Source organism: Pantoea sp. SGAir0183 (assembly GCF_043545505.1).
Genome location: NZ_CP028053.1, coordinates 1,924,650 through 1,947,154 on the forward strand (window position 1 = coordinate 1,924,650; position 22,505 = coordinate 1,947,154).

At 54.8% G+C, this 22,505-nt stretch carries 20 protein-coding genes; 10 read left to right on the forward strand and 10 right to left on the reverse strand.

The window, feature by feature from the left end; genetic code table 11:
• Positions 1 to 115: 115 nt before the first annotated feature.
• From copC to C1N59_RS08950, 4 genes are all read left to right on the forward strand, one after another.
• Positions 116 to 490 carry a copper homeostasis periplasmic binding protein CopC gene (gene copC, locus C1N59_RS08935; protein WP_394550608.1) on the forward strand — a complete coding sequence of 125 codons (375 nt, stop codon included), beginning with the start codon at positions 116 to 118 and terminating at the stop codon, positions 488 to 490.
• A gap of 4 nt (positions 491 to 494) precedes the next feature.
• On the forward strand, positions 495 to 1,370 hold the full coding sequence (gene copD / locus C1N59_RS08940; protein WP_394550610.1) for a copper homeostasis membrane protein CopD: 876 nt from the start codon (positions 495 to 497) through the stop codon (positions 1,368 to 1,370).
• 28 nt (positions 1,371 to 1,398) lie between these two features.
• Positions 1,399 to 1,746 (forward strand): YebY family protein, encoded by a 348-nt coding sequence (locus C1N59_RS08945; protein WP_394550612.1) that lies wholly within the window; start codon positions 1,399 to 1,401, stop codon positions 1,744 to 1,746.
• Between the two features lie 357 nt (positions 1,747 to 2,103).
• A complete protein-coding gene (locus tag C1N59_RS08950) occupies positions 2,104 to 2,562 on the forward strand; it encodes an MEKHLA domain-containing protein (protein WP_054687688.1) in 459 nt (152 codons plus the stop codon).
• A 56-nt stretch (positions 2,563 to 2,618) separates the two neighbouring features.
• On the opposite strand, the gene C1N59_RS08955 is transcribed toward C1N59_RS08950, so the two are convergent.
• Positions 2,619 to 4,163, reverse strand: coding sequence for a methyl-accepting chemotaxis protein (locus tag C1N59_RS08955; RefSeq protein WP_394550614.1), 1,545 nt, complete (start codon positions 4,161 to 4,163; stop codon positions 2,619 to 2,621).
• A gap of 548 nt (positions 4,164 to 4,711) precedes the next feature.
• Here C1N59_RS08955 and C1N59_RS08960 point away from each other — a divergent pair.
• The gene (locus C1N59_RS08960) at positions 4,712 to 4,906 is read left to right on the forward strand and encodes a hypothetical protein (protein ID WP_006120296.1); all 195 of its coding nucleotides are present in this window, start codon (positions 4,712 to 4,714) and stop codon (positions 4,904 to 4,906) included.
• 42 nt (positions 4,907 to 4,948) lie between these two features.
• Here C1N59_RS08960 and C1N59_RS08965 read toward each other — a convergent pair whose 3' ends face one another.
• From C1N59_RS08965 to betI, 6 genes are all read right to left on the reverse strand, one after another.
• A complete protein-coding gene (locus tag C1N59_RS08965) occupies positions 4,949 to 6,082 on the reverse strand; it encodes an acyltransferase family protein (protein ID WP_394550616.1) in 1,134 nt (377 codons plus the stop codon).
• A gap of 309 nt (positions 6,083 to 6,391) precedes the next feature.
• The gene (gene mdtI, locus C1N59_RS08970) at positions 6,392 to 6,721 is read right to left on the reverse strand and encodes a multidrug/spermidine efflux SMR transporter subunit MdtI (RefSeq protein ID WP_033741950.1); all 330 of its coding nucleotides are present in this window, start codon (positions 6,719 to 6,721) and stop codon (positions 6,392 to 6,394) included.
• Complete coding sequence (gene mdtJ, locus C1N59_RS08975; protein WP_006120299.1) at positions 6,708 to 7,052, reverse strand: multidrug/spermidine efflux SMR transporter subunit MdtJ; 345 nt, start codon at positions 7,050 to 7,052, stop codon at positions 6,708 to 6,710. Before mdtJ ends, mdtI begins: the two co-directional genes overlap by 14 nt.
• Positions 7,053 to 7,463: 411 nt before the next feature.
• Positions 7,464 to 9,140, reverse strand: a complete 1,677-nt coding sequence (gene betA / locus C1N59_RS08980) for a choline dehydrogenase (RefSeq protein WP_394550618.1) — start codon at positions 9,138 to 9,140, stop codon at positions 7,464 to 7,466.
• A gap of 23 nt (positions 9,141 to 9,163) precedes the next feature.
• Positions 9,164 to 10,636, reverse strand: coding sequence for a betaine-aldehyde dehydrogenase (gene betB, locus C1N59_RS08985; protein ID WP_006120301.1), 1,473 nt, complete (start codon positions 10,634 to 10,636; stop codon positions 9,164 to 9,166).
• Between the two features lie 17 nt (positions 10,637 to 10,653).
• Entirely contained in the window at positions 10,654 to 11,247 is a 594-nt protein-coding gene (betI, locus tag C1N59_RS08990) for a transcriptional regulator BetI (protein WP_006120302.1), read from the reverse strand.
• A 258-nt stretch (positions 11,248 to 11,505) separates the two neighbouring features.
• Between betI and C1N59_RS08995 the strand changes: the two genes are divergently transcribed.
• The 3 genes from C1N59_RS08995 (at position 11,506) to C1N59_RS09005 (ending at position 15,469) form a co-directional block, all read left to right on the forward strand.
• Positions 11,506 to 13,536 (forward strand): choline transporter, encoded by a 2,031-nt coding sequence (locus C1N59_RS08995; RefSeq protein ID WP_054633657.1) that lies wholly within the window; start codon positions 11,506 to 11,508, stop codon positions 13,534 to 13,536.
• Positions 13,537 to 13,791: 255 nt separating this feature from the next.
• Positions 13,792 to 15,171: an MFS transporter gene (locus tag C1N59_RS09000; RefSeq protein ID WP_394550620.1), complete on the forward strand. Its 1,380-nt coding sequence runs from the start codon at positions 13,792 to 13,794 to the stop codon at positions 15,169 to 15,171.
• A gap of 79 nt (positions 15,172 to 15,250) precedes the next feature.
• The gene (locus tag C1N59_RS09005) at positions 15,251 to 15,469 is read left to right on the forward strand and encodes a DUF1272 domain-containing protein (protein WP_394550622.1); all 219 of its coding nucleotides are present in this window, start codon (positions 15,251 to 15,253) and stop codon (positions 15,467 to 15,469) included.
• 144 nt (positions 15,470 to 15,613) lie between these two features.
• On the opposite strand, the gene rsmF is transcribed toward C1N59_RS09005, so the two are convergent.
• The 3 genes from rsmF to yebS all read right to left on the reverse strand — a co-directional run bounded on the left by rsmF (position 15,614) and on the right by yebS (position 20,975).
• Positions 15,614 to 17,041, reverse strand: a complete 1,428-nt coding sequence (rsmF, locus tag C1N59_RS09010) for a 16S rRNA (cytosine(1407)-C(5))-methyltransferase RsmF (RefSeq protein ID WP_394550624.1) — start codon at positions 17,039 to 17,041, stop codon at positions 15,614 to 15,616.
• A gap of 81 nt (positions 17,042 to 17,122) precedes the next feature.
• On the reverse strand, positions 17,123 to 19,762 hold the full coding sequence (locus C1N59_RS09015; protein WP_394550626.1) for a PqiB family protein: 2,640 nt from the start codon (positions 19,760 to 19,762) through the stop codon (positions 17,123 to 17,125).
• Entirely contained in the window at positions 19,731 to 20,975 is a 1,245-nt protein-coding gene (gene yebS, locus C1N59_RS09020) for a membrane integrity lipid transport subunit YebS (protein WP_033741942.1), read from the reverse strand. Before yebS ends, C1N59_RS09015 begins: the two co-directional genes overlap by 32 nt.
• 209 nt (positions 20,976 to 21,184) lie before the next feature.
• On the opposite strand from yebS, the gene C1N59_RS09025 reads away from it, so the two are divergent.
• Positions 21,185 to 21,685 carry a GAF domain-containing protein gene (locus C1N59_RS09025; protein WP_033741940.1) on the forward strand — a complete coding sequence of 167 codons (501 nt, stop codon included), beginning with the start codon at positions 21,185 to 21,187 and terminating at the stop codon, positions 21,683 to 21,685.
• Between the two features lie 96 nt (positions 21,686 to 21,781).
• On the forward strand, positions 21,782 to 22,486 hold the full coding sequence (gene proQ / locus C1N59_RS09030) for an RNA chaperone ProQ (RefSeq protein WP_054633662.1): 705 nt from the start codon (positions 21,782 to 21,784) through the stop codon (positions 22,484 to 22,486).
• Positions 22,487 to 22,505 lie beyond the last annotated feature (19 nt).

Genomic DNA, 22,505 nt, shown 5'->3' on the forward strand with positions numbered 1-22,505 from the left:
TTTCCTCCGCCATACGCAAGGTAAAGGATAGCATTGCTGGCCTCGACAGTTAAATTGCAGCGGCGTATTCTTGCGCCACGTTTATGGCCTTACCAGGCGTTAACAGGATGATGTTATGAAGAAAACATTACTTTCGCATGGCGCAATGATCGCGTTTGCGACCTCGACACTGGCTTTTAGTCCGTTGGCGCTGGCGCACGCGCATCTTACGTCCTCTGTCCCCGCCGCAAAAGCCGAAATATCGCCCGCGCCGCAGCAGATAACCCTGAATTTTACGGAAGATGTTGAGCCCGCGTTCAGCGGCGTTAAGGTGGTGGATGCTCAGCATAAAACGATTGCGGGCAAGATCAGCCGCGATAAAGCCCGGCATAACCAGTTACGGGTTAACTTCGCTCAGCCGCTGACTCAGGGCACGTATCAGGTAAACTGGCATGTGCTGTCCGTGGACGGGCATAAAACAAACGGAAATTATACGTTTACCGTGAAGTAATCCTGTGACGACACTGTGGGTGGTGCTGCGGGCACTGCATTTTACGGCGATTATAGTACTGGTCGGCAGCCATTTCTGTACGACGCTGCTGGCGCCCGTTTCGTTACGGGCGGCGCTGATATCGCGCCTGTCACGCCTGATGACAGGCAGTGCAATCCTGGCACTCCTGACTGCGCTGTGTATGCTGGCCGCGCAGACGGCATTGATGAGTGGCGACTGGCACAACCTGGCCGTGCCGGACGTATGGATGGCGGTGCTGTCTACACACTGGGGCGCGGTGTGGCAATGGCAACTCCTCTTTTCGTTGTGCAGCGTAGCCGCTATCCTGATGCGTGACCCGCAGCGGCAGTGGATCGGGTGGCTGACCAGTCTGCTACAGTGTGGTTGTCTGGCGCTCATCGGCCATGCCGCGATGCGGGAGGGGTTAGCTGGCATCGCGCAACAAGGTAATCACGTTGTACATCTGATCGCCGCATCTTTTTGGACGGGTGGCCTGGTGCCGTTACTGGTGTTGATGCAGATGGCTCGGAACATTGCCTTCCGAACCACCGCAATCCGCACGATGATGCGTTTTTCCCGCTACGGGCATCTGGCTGTGGCCCTGACGCTGGTCACCGGACTGGTAAACAGCCTGCTGATTGCAGGCTGGCCGGGTGACTGGTCGCTTAACCGTTATGTTGTACTGTTGCTCTGTAAAGTCGCGCTGGTGGGCCTTATGGTGATGATTGCGCTCTGGAACCGCTACCGATTAGTTCCGCGTTTTCATGTCGCTGGCCTGGGCGCACTGCAGCAGTTTATTCGCATGACTCAGCTGGAAATTGTGCTGGCATGCGGCGTAGTGGGGTTGGTGAGTGTGTTTGCTACGCTGTCGCCAACCTGAAATGACCGACATTCAAGAAAGGAACGTTATGTTGCTGAGAAAAGCGATCCCTGCATTGCTGTTATTCACACTGGCTGGCCAGGCGCTGGCGGCACAAATTATCACCGTCAGCCGCTTCGAAATTGGCAAAGAGAAGTGGCCCTTTAACCGGGAAGAGGTGATGTTAACCTGCGAGAAAGACGGCGCGCTGTTTGCGATTAACCCCAGCACGCTGATGCAGTATCCCCTCAACGACAAAGCGGATGCGCAGTTCAAGGCCGGTCAGGTTAAAGCGCAGCCGATCAGCGTGATTCAGGCCCCGGATAAAGCCCATCCGGATCAGATGATGAGTCTGCAGCCCATCGTCGATCGTGCTCAGGCGCTGTGCGCGAAATAACACGCGATACGGCAGGGTTGTCAGCAAAATTGTTTAGCCGATCACAAACCTGTCGGTTTTTTGCACAGCACCGCTGCACTGGCTGGAAAATCTCCTGTCTTGGCCTACGCTTTACAGGCAAGGCGAAAGCCTGAACGAATGCCAACTTTTAGCGCACGGCTCCTTGAGAGCCCTTTCCCTGGACCGAATACCTGGAATAGTGTTCGGTCTTTTTTTATACCCGACGCGTCTTAATATCCATCCCGGTCGCCAATAAGCCGGAACGCACCAGGCACTGTCATCTTCCCGTCCTTGATCTCCCCGTGTAATCCCGCCACATTAGCGCTTCGCATTCTGATTTTCGTTACGGAGAGAAGCATGTCGTCTGAACAGCAAATCGCCTTACTGAAACGCATTGATGACCGCTACCGGATGCTGACTGGCAACGGATTATACTGTCCTGAGCACATAGCCGATCGTTACCGCTGGCTCCACGAGGATGCGCCGTACAGTATTCTCGCGCATAACCGTGAGGCCGATCCGGTTTTTGTCTATGCCAACCGCTGTGCGCTGGATTGTTTTCACTACAGCCTGGCGGAGATGCTGCAACTGCCCTCACGGCTTAGCGCCGGGCCTGCCGACAGGGCGGAGCGGCAGCGTTTGCTGGACAGCGTGAGGCGCAATGGCATCGCCACAGGTTATAGTGGCCCGCGCGTCAATAAACAGGGTGAGACCTTCACCATCTACGAGGGTGAAGTCTGGCAGTCAGAAGAACACGAAGCGGACTGGGGGCAGGCCGCCTTGTTCTGGCCTCGTCCCCGTCAGTCCAGAAAGTAAAACAACGTTGTGCCACGTCATACCTTACCTGCGATGACGTGGCGCAATGGCGTGCGTTACACGCGGAAGGCTTCTACCATGCCGCGCAGCGCATGGGCCTGCTCGGACAGAGATTGTGAAGCCGAAGACGATTCTTCCACCAGTGCCGCGTTATTCTGCGTTACGCTGTCCATCTGACTCACCGCGACGCTGACCTGTGAAATGCCCTGCATCTGTTCGGCAGAGGCAAGGGAAATTTCATCCATCGCACTCGCGAGGTCGCCCACCATGCTGACAATTTTCAGGATACTTTCACCCGTGCCGTTGGCCACTTTGACGCCGCTTCCCACTTGCTCCACCGCCTGCTCAATCAGAGATTTTATCTCTTTTGCGGCAGTGGCGCTGCGCTGGGCCAGCGTGCGGACTTCGCCTGCCACGACCGCAAACCCGCGTCCCTGTTCACCCGCCCGCGCGGCTTCAACGGCGGCATTCAGCGCAAGAATATTGGTCTGAAAAGCAATGCCTTCTATCACGCCGGTGATATCGCGAATTTTGGCGGCGCTCAGGGAAATATCGTTCATGGTTTCTGACATCCGGTGGACATCACTCTCACCGCTGCGGGCCAGCTCTGCAGTTTCACGCGCCGTTGAGGCCGTAGTTTGAGCACCGGCGGTATTACTTTTTACCGTCGCAGTTAACTGCTCCATGCTGGCCGCCGTTTCCTGCAAGGCAGCAGCCTGCTGTTCAGTACGCGAGGAGAGTTCGGTATTTCCCTGGGCGATTTCCTCTGCCGCCAGGGCAACATTGCCCGACGTTTGTTTAATTTCTGAGACCAGCCCGCGCAGCTTCGCCTGCATACCATCCAGGGACGCAAGCAGGCTGGTGGTGTCATGGCGACGCAGCGAAACGCTGGATGTCAGGTCACCTGCCGCAATTGCAGCGGCCAGCGCCTGCGCCTGGGCGGGCTCACCGCCCAGTTGACGCATCAGCACACGTGTAATCACATAGCCAGTTGCTACCGAGAACAGGACAGAAAGCACGGCTAGCAGCACCAGCGTTACCGATGCCCGGCTGGTGGACTGGCTGTTAACTTCTACGGCGTTACGGCTGCTATACATCAGAATATCGGTGGCTTTATTAAGCGCATCCAGCATATTGCGCTGCAGTGGACGCAGGGTCGTCATGAGATAGCGCGTCGCTTCTGTTTGCTCATTTTTTAGTCCCAGTTGCCCGGCCGTCACGAAGGACGCCATCATCGGTGTTTCAAGTTCCCTGATATGATTCAGGGCAGCCTGTTCTTCCGCTGTAGACTGAGTCTGCATCATGGTTTCAAGCGTCTCGCGGTTTTGAATGAACAATGCTTTCTGCGTATTAAGGCGCTGTAACTCTGGCTGCATTTCTTTGTCGTCGGTGAGCAGGGCCAGGTTTCGCACGGCTATCGCCAGATCGCGCAGTCCGCCACGCATATCCAGAATAAGTTGGTATTTTCTCATTTTGCTGTTCACGACATCGTCCATGCCCGTTTTGGCATGATGCAGGGAGGTCAGAGAAACGGCAGTACAGAGGATCAAAAGGAGAATGAGCAGGCCGAAACCCGTCGCAAGCCGTGTAGAGATTTTCATAATAAGATTCCTGATAAGGAGCGGTTTCGTTCTCTATCGGCATCAGAAGCATAAATAATTAATGGAAAATGCAAAATTTACATAAATATCGTTAATATTTTATTTTGCACCATTGAAAATGATCTTAATCAATAAATGGTCAGATAAAAGGATTTCATTGCGAAGGAGGGGGTAAGTGATGAAAAAACAAAGAATTTCTTTATGTATTACATCGGGGAAGCATGTGTTTTTGATGTGATAGATAAATATAAATGGTGATTCCCCCCTAACTCTGATGCGCCGCACAGCCTGGGCCGAATCCGGACCCGAAAAACGTTAAGCTCAGCACGTTTTTGCGATGCGTAAGGGGGACGCGCTTGTCTTTTTGCTGAAGCATGAGGGGCGATTATCCCGAGCCCGCACAGGGCCGCGACCGTCATGCGTGTCCCTGGATCACTGAAAATATGTGAGGCAGGTAACAATATTGACGAAAATTTTAAGTTTATCAGACACTCCCTTACCCTGATTTCTTCACCATAGCGACTCCATTCACAGCATGGGATAGCACAATGCGGAAATCATTAGCAGTGGCCTGGATGTTTTTGATTGTCTCGTTTGGTTCTGCCGCACAAAGCCTGGTACACAGCAGGCACGATCCGACGCATCTCGTCGGACTGAAAACGTACAGTAGTCTTGCCGATACGCCGGAATCACCGGATGAGCATGTGAGGGAAAAGCAGCATGATGTAGGCAATGCATTATGATGTGAGGATAAAAATGGCTCGCCCCGGCGAGCCATATTGGTATTACAGGGCAGGTTTGGGAGCCAGCACTTTTTTGCCCAGTCTGATGCCCGGTTTCTCAACATACTGGTACAGCAAAGAGGCCAGGCCATATGTCAGCGGCAGAGATACGGCACAGACAATCAGGAAACGCGTGACATCACTCTGGTAAGCAATATCCGTTTGTTTCAGCAACAGCGCGATAGTCGGAATCACAATCAACAAATGCAGCAAATACACGGAAAAAGAGACATCGCCCAGCCATGTACTCAGGCGGTTGTTTAACACCTTACGTGGAAGCTGAATGAGCCGCGCCATCAGACTGTTTTCCTGATACTGCCACAGCACCGCCGCCATGCCGATAATCATCAAGGCTTCCATCACCACCTGAAGTTTGATCGCGCCTAACCCGATAAACACACTGACCACCGGGCCAGCAAGGGCAAAGACCACATAGAGCAGGGACCTGCGCCGTACGGCCTCCGCCAGCAGCATGCCCGAAATAAACATATTGAGTTTAATCAGAATCATGGACGGCATTTCAAAGGCTTCGTAATAGTCAGGCAGCAGATAACGGCCGGTACAGCTCAGCGCCATGATACACAGCAATGCCGGGGCATAACCGAAGCGCATAACCGCCAGCATGATAAAGGGAAACAGCAGATAAAACTGCATTTCCAGCCCGATACTCCAGTCGGGCAGCGTGGTGTTAAAGCCATAGGCGGGCAGGACGCCAAACAGGAAAGAGAAATGCGTCACGACATTCATGAGTGACTGATCGGCATAGCGTGAGGCATCGGTCGCTGTGCCCGAATAAACATGTGCGATCGTGTCGCGCATCTCGCCAAACCAGGGGCCAGAGATGAGCGCGACCGCCAGCAGCAGATAGTAAAGCGGGGCGATGCGAAAAAAACGCCGTAGCCAGAATTTCTTGATGGTTTCCGGGCTTTGCCACGGCTCTTTTTCCTGACGTTCGACATAGTTTTTTGCCATCAGGTAGCCCGAAAGCAGGATAAACAGATCCACGCCAATCCCCGGAGAAGAGAGTAAAGTGATATGGCAATGGATAAGCAAGCTTATGTGTCCCAGCAGTACCCAAAGAGAAGCAATCCCCCGTAACCCTTCCAGTTCCGTGGACCATCCTCGCGTTGCAGACATGGTAAAACCTCGTTAATCAATTATTTATACTGTATCCAAAGGCATCACTAAGCCCTAACAGTCGGATCAAGTCCACCTGCAATGATAAAAGTAAGAGGATTCTGACATTATAATGAATAATCGATCTGCGTGATAATACACACACCTTTGAGTGGCTCAGAAGTGACTGTCGATGACAAAGGTCAACCCCTTTCTCTGACGGGCCTGCCACTGCGGATAAGAGGGACGTATTTTCATAAATAGCAGGGCAGGACGGCATTGCAGACGTACGGGTAAAGGGCGGAAAGGGGACGTCTGCGTCCCCTGTTCTCAGGCCAGTTTCAGCATAACCATGCCCAGCAACAGCAGAGCCAGGCCCGCCCAGCCTTTGCGGTTCAGGCGCTGACCAAAGAGAATGCCGCCTGCAGCAACGGTGGCGACGAGACCAAACCCGCCCCAGAGCGCGTAAGCCACGGAAAGATCGATACCTTTCACGGCCTGCGACAGCGCACTGAATGCCAGCAGCACACAGCCCAACGACGCGATGCCGGGCAGGGGCTTTTTAAAACCGTTGCTGTACTTGAGCATGATATTGGCGGCAATTTCCAGCAGGACAGCCAGTGCCAGCCAGGCAAAATGAATCAGATCAGGCAGGGTCATGATCGGCCTCCTTCTTGCTGCCGGTTTTCATCAGCAGAATGCCGACAATCAAGGTGACCAGACCGCAGATTTTCAGCGGCGATACGGTTTCATCAAACAGATGCACGCTAAACAGCGTGATCAGCATAATGCCGATACCTTCCCAGAGGGCATAAGCGACCCCCAGTGCGATACGTTTGATGGCAAAACTCAGGAAGATATACGAACAGGCAATCATGCCCAACATAATCAGATAGCCGCTCTGGCTTTGATTCAGGCTGGACCATTTCATGGTCAGGGTACCCATGATTTCCGCAACAATAGCGAGTGCTAATAATCCCCATGCGCGCATGGTTTTTTCTCCACAACTAGCGTCGTAATTAACCCACCGTGATGCCACGGCAGAAAGGAATAAACGAGCGGAAAGGGGACTAAAGCGCGCTGCGCCAGTGCTGATCGAGGGCGTTAACGCTGAGTAATGCGAGGAACGAAAGGGCGGTAAAACGGGGAATGAACATCCTGCTCATAATTTCACAATGCATCCACGTTATTGCTTCTCTTCAGTGGACGGGTAAAGCCTCCGGTAATAAACACCCACACTTTATACCACCACCGGCGTTAAAAGCACAGCGCGATATTGTAAGTTGAATTGACATAAATCAGAGCAATCATGCTTATTATTCTGATTAATGTAGGTGATAAGTGCAGAAAAAAGAAATAAGCCGGACAGTTGTCCGGCTTAAGGTCAGGGAGGCGATCAGGCTTACCGCTCAGGTGCCTTACGCACTGGGGCATCGCCTGCAACATAGTAGTCTGCGGTACTGCGCGGCAGCGGTTGACGACCACGGATGCAGTCGGCGATTTTTTCACCGATCATGATGGTGGTCGCATTCAGGTTGCCCGTAATAATTAAGGGCATTATGGATGCATCGACCACGCGCAAACCTTCCAGTCCATGTACGCGGCCTTCGCCATCAACCACCGCCATCTCGTCATTACCCATCTTACAGGTTCCGCAAGGATGGTAAGCCGTTTCGCCATGGTTACGCACGAATTCATCCAGCTCCTCGTCCGTCTGGCATTCAATGCCCGGGCTGATCTCACGGCCACGGTATTTATCCAGCGCGGGCTGATTGATGATTTCACGTGTGATACGAATCGCATCACGGAACTCATGCCAGTCCTGTTCATGCGACATATAGTTGAACAGAATTGCGGGATGGCGACGCGGATCGCGGGACTTCAGGCGCACATGTCCGCGGCTGGGTGAACGCATTGAGCCCACGTGACACTGAAAACCGTGCGCATCGACCGCATTCGAGCCGTTGTAGTTAATCGCTACCGGCAGGAAGTGGTACTGAATATTCGGCCAGGTAAACTCTTCACGGCTGCGAATAAAGCCACCCGCTTCGAACTGGTTACTGGCACCCACGCCCGTGCCGTTAAACAGCCACTCTGCGCCGATCTTCGGCTGATTCCACCACTTCAGTGCGGGATACAGAGAGACGGGCTCCTTGCATTCATACTGCAGGTACATTTCAAGGTGATCCTGCAGGTTCTCACCTACGCCCGGCAGGTCATGGACGACCGGGATGTCAAACTGCTGTAACAGTGCGGACGATCCCACACCCGAGCGCTGTAAGATTTGTGGCGAAGCAATGGCACCCGCACACAGCAGCACTTCGCGTCGCGCATGAACGGTGTGCAGCGTATTACTGTCACCGATCATATATTCCACGCCAATTGCACGCTTGCCTTCAAACAAAATACGGTCAGTGGTGGCATGGGTTACGATTTTCAGGTTCGGACGGCGTTTCGCCTGGTCAAGATAACCGCGCGCGGTGCTGGAACGTCGACCTTCTGGCGTGACGAAGCGGTCCATCGGCCCAAAGCCTTCCTGCTGATAACCATTCAGGTCATCTGTGCGCGGATAGCCGGCCTGAACGCCTGCCTGAATCATTGCTTCAAACAGCACGTTGTTGCCTTTCTTCGGCGTGGTCACGCTGACCGGACCATCGCCGCCGTGGTAGTCATTGGCACCGGTATCGCGCGTTTCTGACTTGCGATAGTAGGGCAGACAGTCCAGATAGCTCCAGTTTTCCAGGCCGGGCATGCTTGCCCAGTTGTCCAGATCCATCGCGTTACCCCGGATATAACACATGCCGTTGATCAGCGAAGAACCGCCCAGGCCTTTACCCCGACCACACTCCATGCGGCGGTTGTTCATATACGGCTCAGGCTCAGTTTCATACGCCCAGTTATACCGTTTTCCCTGTAAAGGGTACGCCAGGGCCGCTGGCATCTGCGTCCGAAAATCGAAACGATAATCAGGCCCACCCGCTTCCAGCAGCAGAACATTCACACTACTGTCTTCAGTCAGTCGGGTGGCCAACACATTCCCTGCGGATCCGGCTCCAATGATAATGTAATCAAATTCCATTCGTCGCTCCTCAGGTAAGGGGATTAAAAGACAGACTGAAAGCGCGTCAGCTCAACCTGAACCGACTTCACCTGGGTGTAATTCTGCAATGTCATCAAGCCGTTTTCACGACCGACGCCAGAATGCTTGTAACCGCCGACAGGCATTTCAGCGGCAGATTCACCCCAGGTGTTAATCCAGCAGATGCCCGCTTCAATCTGATGAATGACGCGGTGCGCACGATTCAGATCCCGGGTCACCAGACCCGCGGCCAGACCATATTCGGTATCGTTAGCGCGACGTATCACTTCCTCTTCCGAGGTGTAACTCAGGATCGACATCACCGGCCCGAAAATTTCCTCACGGACAATTTTCATGTCGTCGCGGCAGTCGCTGAATACGGTTGGTGCCACCCACGCGCCCTGATCAAACCCGTCACCGGTTAAGCGTTTACCGCCACACAGCAGACGGGCACCTTCTGCAATACCGGACTCAATAAAGCGCATCACGTTGTCACGGTGGCTAAAGCTGACCAGCGGACCAAAGTTCGTCTCGGGATCGCGCAGATCGCCCGCTTTGATACGGGCAACACGTTCTACGATTTTGGCTTCGAACGCAGACTGCAATGCGGCCGGGACAAAAACGCGGGTACCGTTGGTACATACCTGGCCGGAACTGTAGAAGTTAGCCATCATGGCGATGTCGGCGGCCAAATCGAGATCGGCGTCATCAAAGATGATCAGCGGGGATTTGCCGCCCAGCTCCATGGTGACGTCCTTCAGGGTCGATCCTGCCGCATTTGCCATGACTTTTTTGCCGCTGACGACACCGCCGGTAAATGACACTTTATCGATACCCGGATGCTCGGTAAGCAGTTGACCGGTAACCGCGCCGGTACCGGGCAGCACGTTGAAAACGCCGTCCGGCACACCGGCTTCGGTGTAAATCTCAGCCAGTTTCAGGGCCGTCAGCGGTGTGACCTCGCTGGGTTTGAAAATCATGGCATTGCCTGCGGCGAGGGCCGGGGCAGATTTCCACAGGGCAATCTGAATCGGGTAATTCCACGCGCCAATACCGGCGACCACGCCTAAGGGTTCACGGCGGGTATACACAAACGCGGTATCACGCAGAGGAATTTGCTGGCCTTCCAGCGCAGGGATCAGCCCAGCGTAATACTCCAGCACATCGGCACCGGTAACGATGTCGACGCTGGCGGTTTCACTGAACGGCTTACCGGTATCAAGCATTTCCAGTTCAGCCAGCTCATCATTGCGCTCGCGCAGAATATCTACGGCCCGACGCAGAATGCGTGAGCGTTCCATGGCGGTCATGGCTGCCCAGATTTTTTGCCCTTTTCTGGCCGCCGCCACAGCGCGATCGACATCCTCGCGCCCGGCAATCTGGACATCAGCCAGTACTTCGCCGTTGACCGGATTAATCGTCTGGAAGGTTTCTCCAGACGTCGCGGCAACATAAGTACCATTGATGTAGAGGTGTTGTTCGGTGAATCGGGACATAATTTCTCCTGGTTCCGTTACGCGTGTTCGCCGGCTAACTGCTGGCGAATAAATTGAGTGGTCAGTGTCCGTGCTGTCGTCGGGTCAAAGGGCTTGCCGCTTAATGCTGCGCGTAGCCACAGGCCATCAATCATGGCGGCCAGCCCGTGAGCGGCAAGCCTGGCCCTGTCCCTGGGCAACTGGCGGCGGAACTCCACGGCCAGCGATGAAAAAAGACGGCGATGACTGACCCGTTCCAGACGTTGAAGCTGAGGCTGGTGCATACTGCTTGACCAAAAGTCCAGCCAGGCTTTCATCACTGCGCGTTCGACCTGACTTTCGTCGAAGTTTCCCTCAACGATTGCGCGCAGTCGTTCTTCGGCGGGAGCGTTGGCTAACGGCTGCAGGCGACGGGCAACTGCCTCACGTAGTTGCCGGGTGACGTCGCGCATCGTGGCTTCCAGCAATCCGTTCTTGTCCTTGAAATAGTGGCTGATGATGCCGGTTGACACGCCCGCGCGTCGGGCAATCTGAGCAATGGTGGCATCATTAATACCTACGTCATTTATCGTTGCCAGCGTCGCATCGATCAGCTGTCGACGTCGTATTGGCTGCATCCCTACCTTTGGCATTGCGTTCGCTCCCACCCAAAATCAGTCCCCTATTTAATCTTTTTTTGATTGGATATTCAATATAAATAGAAACCTTGTTAGGATGCTGTGTCTTAAAAGTTGAGTAAGTGAAGCGGTAAGTGTGGCAGATTCGTTAGTTTTGACCAGAATGTAACGGCAGGAAACGAAGCGTAAAAAACACTTACCCCTCGGGACACCGGATGTTTTTACCGGTTTGAACTCTTGCAAAATTGATAAGCCAACAACCAGAGGTAAACGATGATGAGTCCACCAGCAAGTGAAAAAGACAGAATCAACCCCGTGGTGTTCTACACCTCCGCAGGATTGATTCTGACCTTTTCACTCATCACTATTTTATTCAGCAGCGAAGCCGCCAACTGGATACTGAGGGCGGTAAACTGGGTGTCCGAAGCGTTTGGCTGGTATTACATGTTGGCCGCCACGCTTTATATCGTGTTCGTGGTATATATCGCCTGTTCCCGTTTTGGCTCAATCAAACTCGGGCCTGAGCAGTCGAAACCGGAATTCAGCATACTGAGCTGGTCGGCAATGCTGTTTGCCGCCGGTATCGGGATAGACCTGATGTTTTTCTCGGTGGCGGAACCGGTTTCGCAGTATATGCAGCCGCCGGAAGGGGCAGGGCAAACGCTTGAAGCGGCCCGTCAGGCGATGGTCTGGACTCTGTTCCACTATGGCTTAACCGGCTGGTCAATGTACGCCCTGATGGGGATTGCCCTTGGCTATTTCAGCTACCGCTACAATCTGCCCTTAACCATCCGTTCCGCCCTGTATCCCATTTTTGGTAAACGTATTAACGGTCCCATCGGCCACAGCGTAGACATTGCCGCGGTAATAGGGACGATCTTTGGTATCGCTACCACGCTGGGAATTGGTGTGGTGCAGTTAAACTATGGGCTGAAGGTCCTGTTCGATATTCCGGAAGGATTAACGGCGCAGACGGCATTGATTATTCTGTCGGTGATCATTGCCACCATTTCCGTGACGTCGGGCGTTGACAAAGGCATTCGTATTTTATCGGAACTGAATGTGGCGCTGGCTCTCGGCCTGATTCTGTTCGTCCTGTTCGCTGGCAATACCGGCTTCCTGCTTAACGCACTGGTGCTCAACGTAGGGGATTACATCAATCGCTTTATGGGCATGACGCTGAATACGTTTGCCTTTGACCGGCCAACAGAGTGGATGAACAGCTGGACCCTGTTTTTCTGGGCCTGGTGGGTGGCCTGGTCGCCGTTCGTGGGCCTGTTTCTGGCACGTATCTCCCGTGGCCGTACCATTCGTGAGTTTGTGCTCGGTACGCTGGTGATTCCTTTTACCTTTACGCTGCTGTGGCTGTCGGTCTTTGGTAACGCGGCCCTGTATGAAATCCTTCATGGCGATGCAGGTTTTGCACAGGAAGTGATGGGCCATGCGGAACGCGGTTTCTACAGTCTTTTGGCGCAGTACCCGGCCTTCAAGCTGAGTGCTTCCGTCGCGACCATTACCGGTATGTTGTTCTATGTGACCTCGGCGGATTCCGGTTCGCTGGTGCTGGGTAATTTCACCTCCAAACTGAAAGACATCAACAGTGATGCGCCGAACTGGCTGCGTATATTCTGGTCGGTCGCCATCGGCGTCCTGACGCTGAGTATGCTGATGACCAACGGCATTACGGCGCTGCAAAATACCACGGTCATCATGGGGCTGCCGTTCAGTTTCGTTATCTTCTTCGTGATGGCAGGGCTGTATAAATCGCTCAAGGTGGAAGATTATCGCCGCGTGAGTGCGACGCGGGATACGGCACCTTATCTGGCACATGCTACTGACCGTCTGACCTGGAAAAAACGGCTGTCGCGCCTGATGAACTATCCTGGCTCGCGCTACACCCTGAAAATGATGGATGACACGATCTTTCCCGCCATGGAGGACGTGGCAAAAGAGCTGGAGCTGCGTGGCGCGCGCGTCACGCTGGACCGCGTGGCCGCCGACGGGGAGCATCCCCTGGGTTATCTGGACCTGCGCGTACAGCTGGGCGAGGAGCAGGATTTCCTCTATCAGGTCTGGCCACAGCAGTATTCCATTCCGGGCTTTACCTACCGCGCGCGCAGCGGGAAATCTACCTATTACCGGCTGGAGACGTTCCTGCTGGAGGGCAGTCAGGGTAATGACCTGATGGATTACAGCAAAGAGCAGGTGATCATCGATATACTCGATCAGTATGAGCGCCACTTGAACTTTATTCATCTGCATCGAGAGGCACCGGGCAGCAACATTACGTTCCCCAGCGCCTGATCCCACAGCCCGTTAGCCGCCAGGTTAACGGGTTTTTTATGGCTGACGGAAAACCCGGCCGCGTAAACATGGTCCACAGCCAGTCAGGTTTTGCCGGAGGCCTACGATACATCCGGGGACAGGGAAATGTGTCATCACTGCCGTCCACGTGACAACGGGAGTTTACTGTCGGAATTGTCCCGACCTAAAGCGGGGCAAATTCAACTATCTTTAAACTTTACAGGACACCAATGACTGTTGTGGACAGGGAGTCGTATGCGAAAAATTCTCAGAACATTTCTGCCGCTTTACACCACCACGTTGTTGATGCTGTTGGGCTCAGGGTTACTCACTACCTACGTGTCACTGCGTCTGGCCCATGATCAGGTTAATGGTGCGCTGATTGGGGCCATCATTGCGGCAAACTATATTGGCCTGGTGATCGGTGGCAAGGTGGGTCACAACCTGATTGCGCGCGTCGGTCATATTCGTGCCTATGTAGCCTGTGCCGGCATTATCACGGCGTCAGTGATCGGACACGGGCTGACAGATTTTATCCCCCTCTGGGTTTTCCTGCGCCTGATCATCGGGCTGTGCATGATGTGCCAGTACATGGTGCTGGAAAGCTGGCTTAACGACCAGGCGGAATCGTCACAGCGTGGGCTAATCTTTGGCTTCTATATGGTGGCGACCTACCTTGGCTTAAGTAGCGGTCAGGTGGTGCTGACCTTACAAAGTGACTTTGGTCTTCAGACGTTGTTAATCGTGGCGCTCTGTTTTGCCCTCTGTCTGGTGCCGATTGCGCTGACGACGCGCACGCATGTTCGCGCGATGTCACCTGCGCCGATGGAACTGGGCTACTTTCTTCGCACCATCCCTAAATTACTCAGCACCACCTTATTAACCGGTATGGTCGTCGGCGCCTTTTATGGCCTGGCGCCGGTGTATGCCAGCAGCAAGGGATTCAGCGATGCGCAGACCGGTATTTTTATGAGTCTGACGATCTTTGCCGGGCTGGTATCGCAGTTTCCTTTAAGCTGGCTGTCCGACCGTTACGATCGTCAGCGGCTGCTGTTTTATATTGCAGCGCTGCTGGCGCTGGCCTGTTTGCCGCTGGTGTTGCTGCCCAGGCTGTCATTTCACTGGGTGCTCGGCATCGCCTTTCTTGCCAGCATGGTGCAGTTTGCCCTCTATCCTTTGCAGGTGGCGCTGGCAAACGATCAGGTGGCGGCGGAGCAGCGCGTTTCACTGACGGCCTGTCTGCTGATGGCGTTTGGTATCGGAGCCAGTATCGGCCCGTTGCTGGTGGGCTCGCTGATGCAGTCTTTCGGCAGTAACATGCTTTATCTGTTCTTCACGGTGTGCACCCTGTTGATTGCTGTGCTGAGCTATGTGAAGAAAGCGCCGCTTCCGTTACCGACTACCGAGGTACCCTTGCCCCACGTGGTGTTACCGGACAGCCTGGCTACCTCGCCTTTAGGCGCGGCGCTTAACCCGGTGCTGGAAGACGAGGCGATTCAGGCGGCGATGGTCACCAGTGATGAGGAGGGCGCAGAGGACGAGGGTGAGAATGAGGACGAAGGCGACGTGACCCAGGCGCGCGACGATGAAAGCCGCAGCAGGGCCACGTCGGGTTCCACATCTCCTGACGGATAAGCGTTACGGGCGATGAAAATCCTCGACAAGCAGCATGGGTTTTGCCACGCTGAAAGCCGTTACCGCAAGGGGGAATGTCATGTTAGAACTGCGCCCAAACTGTGAACGTTGTGATATCGATCTGCCTGCGGCATCGCATGATGCGCGCATCTGTTCGTTCGAATGTACCTTCTGCGCGACCTGCGCTGAGCAGCATCTGCAGGGGCATTGTCCCAACTGCGGGGGAGAATTAGTGCGACGTCCCATCCGGCCCGCCGCCAAATTGCTGACCCATCCGGCGAAAGCGCGTACCGCCTGAGTTATCAGCATGCATCGCGCCAGAATGCACAGGCGCGATGCCTGCCGCTTGTGCAGGTCCGTCCGCGCTGAGCCACGTTTCTGGCGCTGCTATCAGTAAAACAGCGCCGAATATGTGACAGTGTCACTTTCGGGGTGTGACGGCTTAACGGAACAGCCGACCGTCGCGCACCAGTTCGCGCGGATAGCTGTTTTTAATCCGGCTGCCAACCCGTTTTGCCAGCCCCAGCGGCTGAGCCTGATAGGTCACAATCATCTCATCAACGGTGGGCGGGTTTTCAGGGTAGATATCGCGACCGCGAAACCACGCTTCCGCTTCCGCCTCATTCAGTTTCACTGTCTGCGCTGGACGCGGTGACGCCAGCGCGACAACGGCCTCATGTTGCCAGCGATAACCCTTCGCAAAGGTTTCAGCCAGTTTCAGGCCAATCCGCGAGAAACGGACCTGCCCTAACAGCGGAACGATGTCGGCGGGAAACAGCCAAATTTCTTTATCGCGTTGCCACAGTTGCAGGCGCTCATCCCACTGAAGCGCCACCTTCGCGGCCGCCTGAACAATATCGTTTTCCAGTTTGCGGTTTACGGGGGTAAACGGAAGCTTGCCGACTTTGTATGTCGGCGCAGGCAGCCGCTCAACAGAGGCGATTTTGCGTAACCGCGCGACAAAGAAGCCTTCACTGTCAAACAGCTGAGGAAAGACGTGCAGGTAACCTTCGGGCGTGGCTGCCTGTTCTGCGCCTGGAAACAGCGTCGTCAGCGGCGCAACCTCGACGGCTGCGGGGTAGCGCGCCAGTAGCCAGGCCACAACCTGTTGGTTTTCGATCGGATTGAGTGTGCAGGTGGAATACACCAGCGTACCGCCAGGCTTCAGGGCATGAAACGCGCTGTCAATCAGATCGCGTTGGGTCTGGGCGATATCGTGGGTGCTGGCAAGCGACCAGTTTTTCAGCGCATCCGCATCTTTACGTATCACGCCTTCGCCAGAGCAGGGCGCATCCAGCAGGATCGCATCGAACTGTTCCGGCAGCGCAGGCCCAAAGACGCGGGCGTCAAAGTGAGTCAGCGCGGTATTGGTCACGCCACAGCGGGTAATGTTCGCGTGCAGCACTTTTACCCGGCTGGAAGAGAACTCATTAGCAAGGACAATTCCCTGGTTGTGCATTCGGGCAGCAATCTGTGTTGTTTTCGAGCCGGGGGCGGCCGCCATATCCATGACATGCTGCGCATCGGGACAGGCATCAAACAGCGCCGTCACCGGCAGCATCGAGCTGGCTTCCTGAATATAAAACAGGCCACTCAGATGCTCTGCCACGCTACCCAACGGTAAACTTTCATCCTCCCGGCTGATCCAGAAGCCGTCTTCACACCACGGCACCGGCGTAAGCTGCCAGCCGTAGTGAGCCGTTTGGGCCAGAAACGCGCTGACGCTGATTTTTAACGTATTGACTCGCAGGCTGCGGCGTAACGGCTGCTGGCTGATGTCGATAAACTGCTGCAGGCTGGCCTCATCGGGCAGGCTCTGGCGCATAAGGTCAAGGAAATCGGCAGGAAAACGTGAAGCGGCGTCGGACACGGATAAGTTCTCTTTGAGGCAAAGGCGGGAGTGTAACACGCGGAAAGAAAACGGGCAGCCTGGCTGCCCGTTTTGGGAGGATTAAGGTTGGTTCGGGTCAGGAATGGCCGTACCCCAGTTACGCCACTCTTTCGGCGGTTCGTCCTGCAGCAGGAAGTGCTTGTTCGCATTCGCCTGCGGGGCCAGCGGGACCGTCGGTGGCGTAGCAAACTGAATGCCGCCGCGGATAAATTGCTGGAAGGTACCGGTTTTCACCACACCGCCAATCAGCCCAAAGTCCAGGTTATAGCCGGAGGCGAGCCAGAACACCGAGTTATTACGTACCAGATGCTGATATTTCTTACTGATGCGCAGGGCGATTTGCACGCGATCCGCCATATTACCCAACGAGGTGCCGGTCACGGTACCGACTTCGACGCCACGGAACAGGACCGGCGTCCCTAATGACAGAGAACCCGCTTCGGTGGCATCCACATAGATGTTCAGGCCGTTGAGGTAACGCGAGTCGGTGATGGTGCTTTCCTGCAGCTCAAAGGTCCGCGCGCCGCGTCCTTTACCCGGGTCAACGTTAACGTAAGGCTGCAGGATCGTCTCCAGATGATTCACCCCGGCGGCCGAAATCTCGGGCGACACCACGGAGAAACGACTGTCAACGCGCGCGAAGTTCTGCACGTATTCCGGGTAAAGTACGGCTTTGGCCACCACCTGATTATTGTCATCACTCAGCGACAGCGATTCGATCTGACCCACGTTAATGCCCAGATAGCGAATCGGCATGCCCGCAGACAGTTTGCTGGCATCATAGGTGTGCAGGGTAATCTGGCTGCCCACCGCGCGAGCGGCCGTTTCGGACGGATAAAGCACGCGTTTTACGCCTTTATCCACTTTCGCCCCGGTCAGGTTGTCAAAGCTGATCGCGCCTTTTAAAGCCCGGTTCAGCGGGGAGGCCTGCACCGTTAATCCGCTGCCGTTAAGCTGCACGCGTGCGCCGCCTTCCGCCCAGAAGACACTTTCGTTGGTGAGGAGCTTACGGTATTCCGGTTTGATATGAACGGCAATATCAAACGCATCCGCGCGCGGTGTGACTTTCGTGATTTCGCCCACCTGGAACTTGCGGTACAGCACGACAGATCCCGCCTGAACATCCGGCAGACTTTTCGCGGTCAGCATCAGCGTGGTCGACGGACCGTCACCCACAATACCTTCCTCCGCACGTTCCGCATCCGCAAACAGCGGATAGGCGGCTTTTGGCGCGCCGCGCTTGCCGGGATCCAGACGAATACCGCCATCGACCCATTCACGTGCGCTGGCTCCCAGCACCTGCATGCCGTCCAGACCGAATTTCACATCAAGACGACTGTTCACGATGAATTTACTGTCGCTGTGCACCAGTTGCCGGTGGTCAGGATTGATTGCCACAACAAAATTCACCCCATTTTCATCCAGATCGCGCGAGATGACCTGGCCGATTTTCATACCGTATAACATCAGCGGTTGCCCCGCATCGATGCCATAGCTCTCCGGCGCGCTGAGTTTTACGGTGAGCACATTGGGTTGCTGCAGCAGCGTTTTGTCAGGCGCAACCACGGTAAAATGCTGTACGGGTGGACCGTCGCCGGGCACCAGTTCAAAGGTATTGCCGGTCAGCAGACTGCTCAGGCTGGTGTCAGTCAGGCTGAGTTTCGGACTGTGCATTTCAATGCGTGTGCCTTCGCGCATCAGGCCGACCACAGACGGATCAACCGTCATCTCGCCGGTGACTTTGCCGCCGTCCTGCAGATTCAGTTTGGTGAGCGTACCGACTTCCAGACCCTGGTACATCAGCGGCGTTCGGTTAGCCGACAGGTTATCGCCGTTGGGCAGATCGAGGTTAATCAGCACACCGCGCTGGCTGTGAGCCAGATCAGGATAGAGGGTGTAATTCTGGTCGCTCTTTGCGGCTTCCGCGCCTTCGGGCGAGTCAAAGGCAATCGCGCCATTAACCAGCGCCGCCAGGCTTTCCAGCTGCACTTTGGCACCGCTCAGGCTGACATCGGCGTTCAGGCCGGACACGTTCCAGAAACGGCTGTTGGTTTTCACCAGGTTGACGAAGCGACGTTCGATAAGCACGTCAATTGACACGCCGTTGTTTTGACCGTTGATACTGTAGTCGTACACGCGGCCTACCGGAATTTTGCGGTAATAGACCAGTGAGCCGGTATTCAGCGAGCCCAGATCCGGTGCATGAAGGTGGATCATCAGCTCGCCGGTATTAACACGGTATTTCGGTTGCGTATCCAGGGCGGTGAAGGTGTCGCTCTCTTTACCATCGCCCGGCATCATGCCGATGTAGTTACCGCCGACCAGCGCATCAAGGCCGGAAACCCCGGCCAGCGAGGCTTTCGGTGTCACCAGCCAGAATTGCGTATTCTCACGCAGCGCATCACGCATATCACTTTTGATGCTGGCTTTGATCTGGATCTTGCGATAGTCGTCGCTCAGGTTGATGCCCTGCACGGTACCGACTTCCACGCCCTGATAGCGCACAGGCGTGCGCCCGGGCACAATCCCATCTGCCGTCTGGAAATTAATGGTGATTGTGGTGCCGCGTTCCTGAAAATTCGTCCATAGCAGCCAGCCCGCAATCAGCATGGCGATAACGGGCAGCAGCCAAAAAGGGGAAATTTTACGCTTATTACGCAGCGTAGCATTAGTCGGTGTAGTCGGCGTTTCCTGTTGCATGTGCATCCCAGAGCAGGCGGCTATCCAGCCACTCAACGGCCATAATGGTCAGGATCACAGCCGCGCCAAAGTAAAACGCGGCAGGTCCCATGGTAAAAGCCAGTAACTGGTCACGATTGACCAGTGACATGGTTAACGAAATGACAAACAGATCCAGCATAGACCAGCGACCGACCCAGGTTACAAAACGCAGGAGACGGATGCGGGTTTTCAGGCCTTGCTCGCAGCGAAAATGAATGCTGAGAAGCAGCGCCAGCATGACCAGAACTTTGGTAAAGGGCACTAAGATACTGGCGATAAAGACGATGGCGGCGACCGGAATATTACCGGATGCCAGGGAAAGAATGCCGGAGAAGATCGTATCTTCCCGCCGCGAGCCATTGAGGTACACCACCGAAATGGGCAGCAAATTGGCCGGGATCAGCAGCACAATGGAAGCGATGAGCGCAGCCCAGGATTTTTGCAGGCTGTGACGGCGACGGAAGTCGAGCGGTGTATGGCAGCGGGGGCAACGGCCTCGTGCGTCGGGAACATCGGTATAATGGCAGTTGAGACAAACCTGCAGATCCTCCCGTCGCGTCACCTGAGGCTGTTGCGGATAAAAGTGTTCCCATAGCTGCTCAATATTGAGATGAATCAGCGTCATCACGCTCAGGACGGTCAGGGCAATGTAAGCCACCAGACCGTAGCCCATTTCGAGATCGGCGTATTCCTGAACTTTAATCGACGCCACCGCGATGCCAATCAGGAAAATGTCCAGCATGACCCACTCTTTCAGCTTCTCCAGCATCAGCAGAACCGGGCGCAGATTCATGCCCAAACGCTGGCCCAGCGCCAGGTAGCCAATGCCAGCCACAAGCGTGACGGGCGCACCGATAGTGCAGAACGCCACCATGGAGGCCGTTAACACGTTGCCCTGCAGCGTCATCTGCACAATGCCTTCCAGCAGGCTGGCGTTAATGCGCATACCCAGCAGCCGGATATCAATCAACGGCATGCTGAAGGCGAACGGCATCAGGACCAGCATGGTGGCCGCCATCGCCAGCAGACGCGTCATCGACCAGTCATAGCCGCTGACAATTTGTGCATTACAACGGGGGCAATGTGCCGACTGATGCGATTTCACATCTGGTAAGGAAAAAAGGGTATCGCATTGCGGACAACGCTGATAACGTGCGTGGGGCAATGTCTCGCTAATCGCGTGAATTTTCATAAAGAGTGCAGGGTTCGCTTATTGTTATTTACGCAAAGGGTTGTTAAGACATTGCTGTGTACCTGTTTCGGGTATCACGCTTCGATCCACAGAATGTTAAGGTTATAGTAACTAACGCTATGATTCACCTTATGGCTATGGATTTTTAGTGCTTATTTTTAACTGGCGGAGTGGTTAGCCGCCCGGATGTCACTGGTAACGGTTGAATAATGAACAAAACTGCCTTTTACGCCGATTTAGATCGCGATATGCGCGCCTTGCTGGCGGGAGAAACGGCGTTCCTCGCCGCGATGGGTAACTTTAGCGCGCTGTTGTATGAACGTCTCGAAGGCGTGAACTGGGCAGGCTTCTACCTGCTGACGGAAGCAGACACACTGGTGCTTGGCCCGTTCCAGGGTAAAATTGCCTGTGTGCGCATCCCCGTGGGTAAAGGTGTCTGTGGTACAGCGCTGGCGCAAAATCAGGTCCAGCGTGTAGATGATGTGCATGCGTTTCCGGGGCACATCGCCTGCGATGCGGCCAGTAATGCTGAAATTGTGATTCCTCTGAAAGTAAACGGTCACGTTGTGGGCGTGCTGGATATCGACAGTGTGGAATACAATCGCTTTGATAGTGATGATGAAAAAGGGCTGGTAGCCTTGACTGACGGGCTTTGCGACGTGCTCGCGAACACGGACTTAGAAAAATATTTGCAGCTGACGCGTAGCTAATCGACTGGATTGCATGGCATTTAGCGATGTTGTCATTATAATGTCGCCTGTTCATGCCTGCTCTGGTCGGCAAACCCGTAGTAATCAGGAAATTTCATGGAAAATCAACCTAAGTTGAATAGCAGTAAAGAAGTCATTAGCTTTCTGGCGGAGCGCTTTCCGCACTGCTTTAGCGCTGAAGGTGAAGCGCGTCCGCTCAAAATCGGTATCTTTCAGGATCTGGTCGAGCGCGTTCAGGGCGAAATGAACCTGAGCAAGACACAGTTACGTTCAGCATTACGTCTTTATACCTCCAGCTGGCGCTATCTGTACGGTATTAAAGCGGGTGCGACCCGCGTGGATCTCGACGGCAATCCGTGCGGTGTTCTCGATGAGCAGCACGTTGAGCATGCCCGCAAGCAACTGGAAGACGCGAAAGCGCGTGTTCAGGCGCAACGCGATCAGCAGCGGGCCGCGCGTCGTGAAGCCGGTGAGGGCGAAGAAGGGGCCAGCGCGCCACGTCGTCCACGCAAACCTGCTCCGCGTAAAGCCGCAGAGGGTGACGCCGCGCGTAAGCCGCGTCCGCAGTCTGCTGAGCGTCCTACTGCATCGCAGCATCGCAAACCGGCACCCCGTCCGGAGCTGCAGCAGGCTAAACCCATCACTGATACCTCAACTTTGCAACCCGGCCAGAGTATTAAAGTTAAAGCAGGCAAAAGTGCAATGGACGCAACCGTTCTGGAAGTTTCTAAAGACGGCGTCCGGGTACAGCTCGCTTCCGGCATGGCAATGATTGTGCGCGCAGAACACCTGCAGTTCTGAAACGGAGGCTGACCCCGGC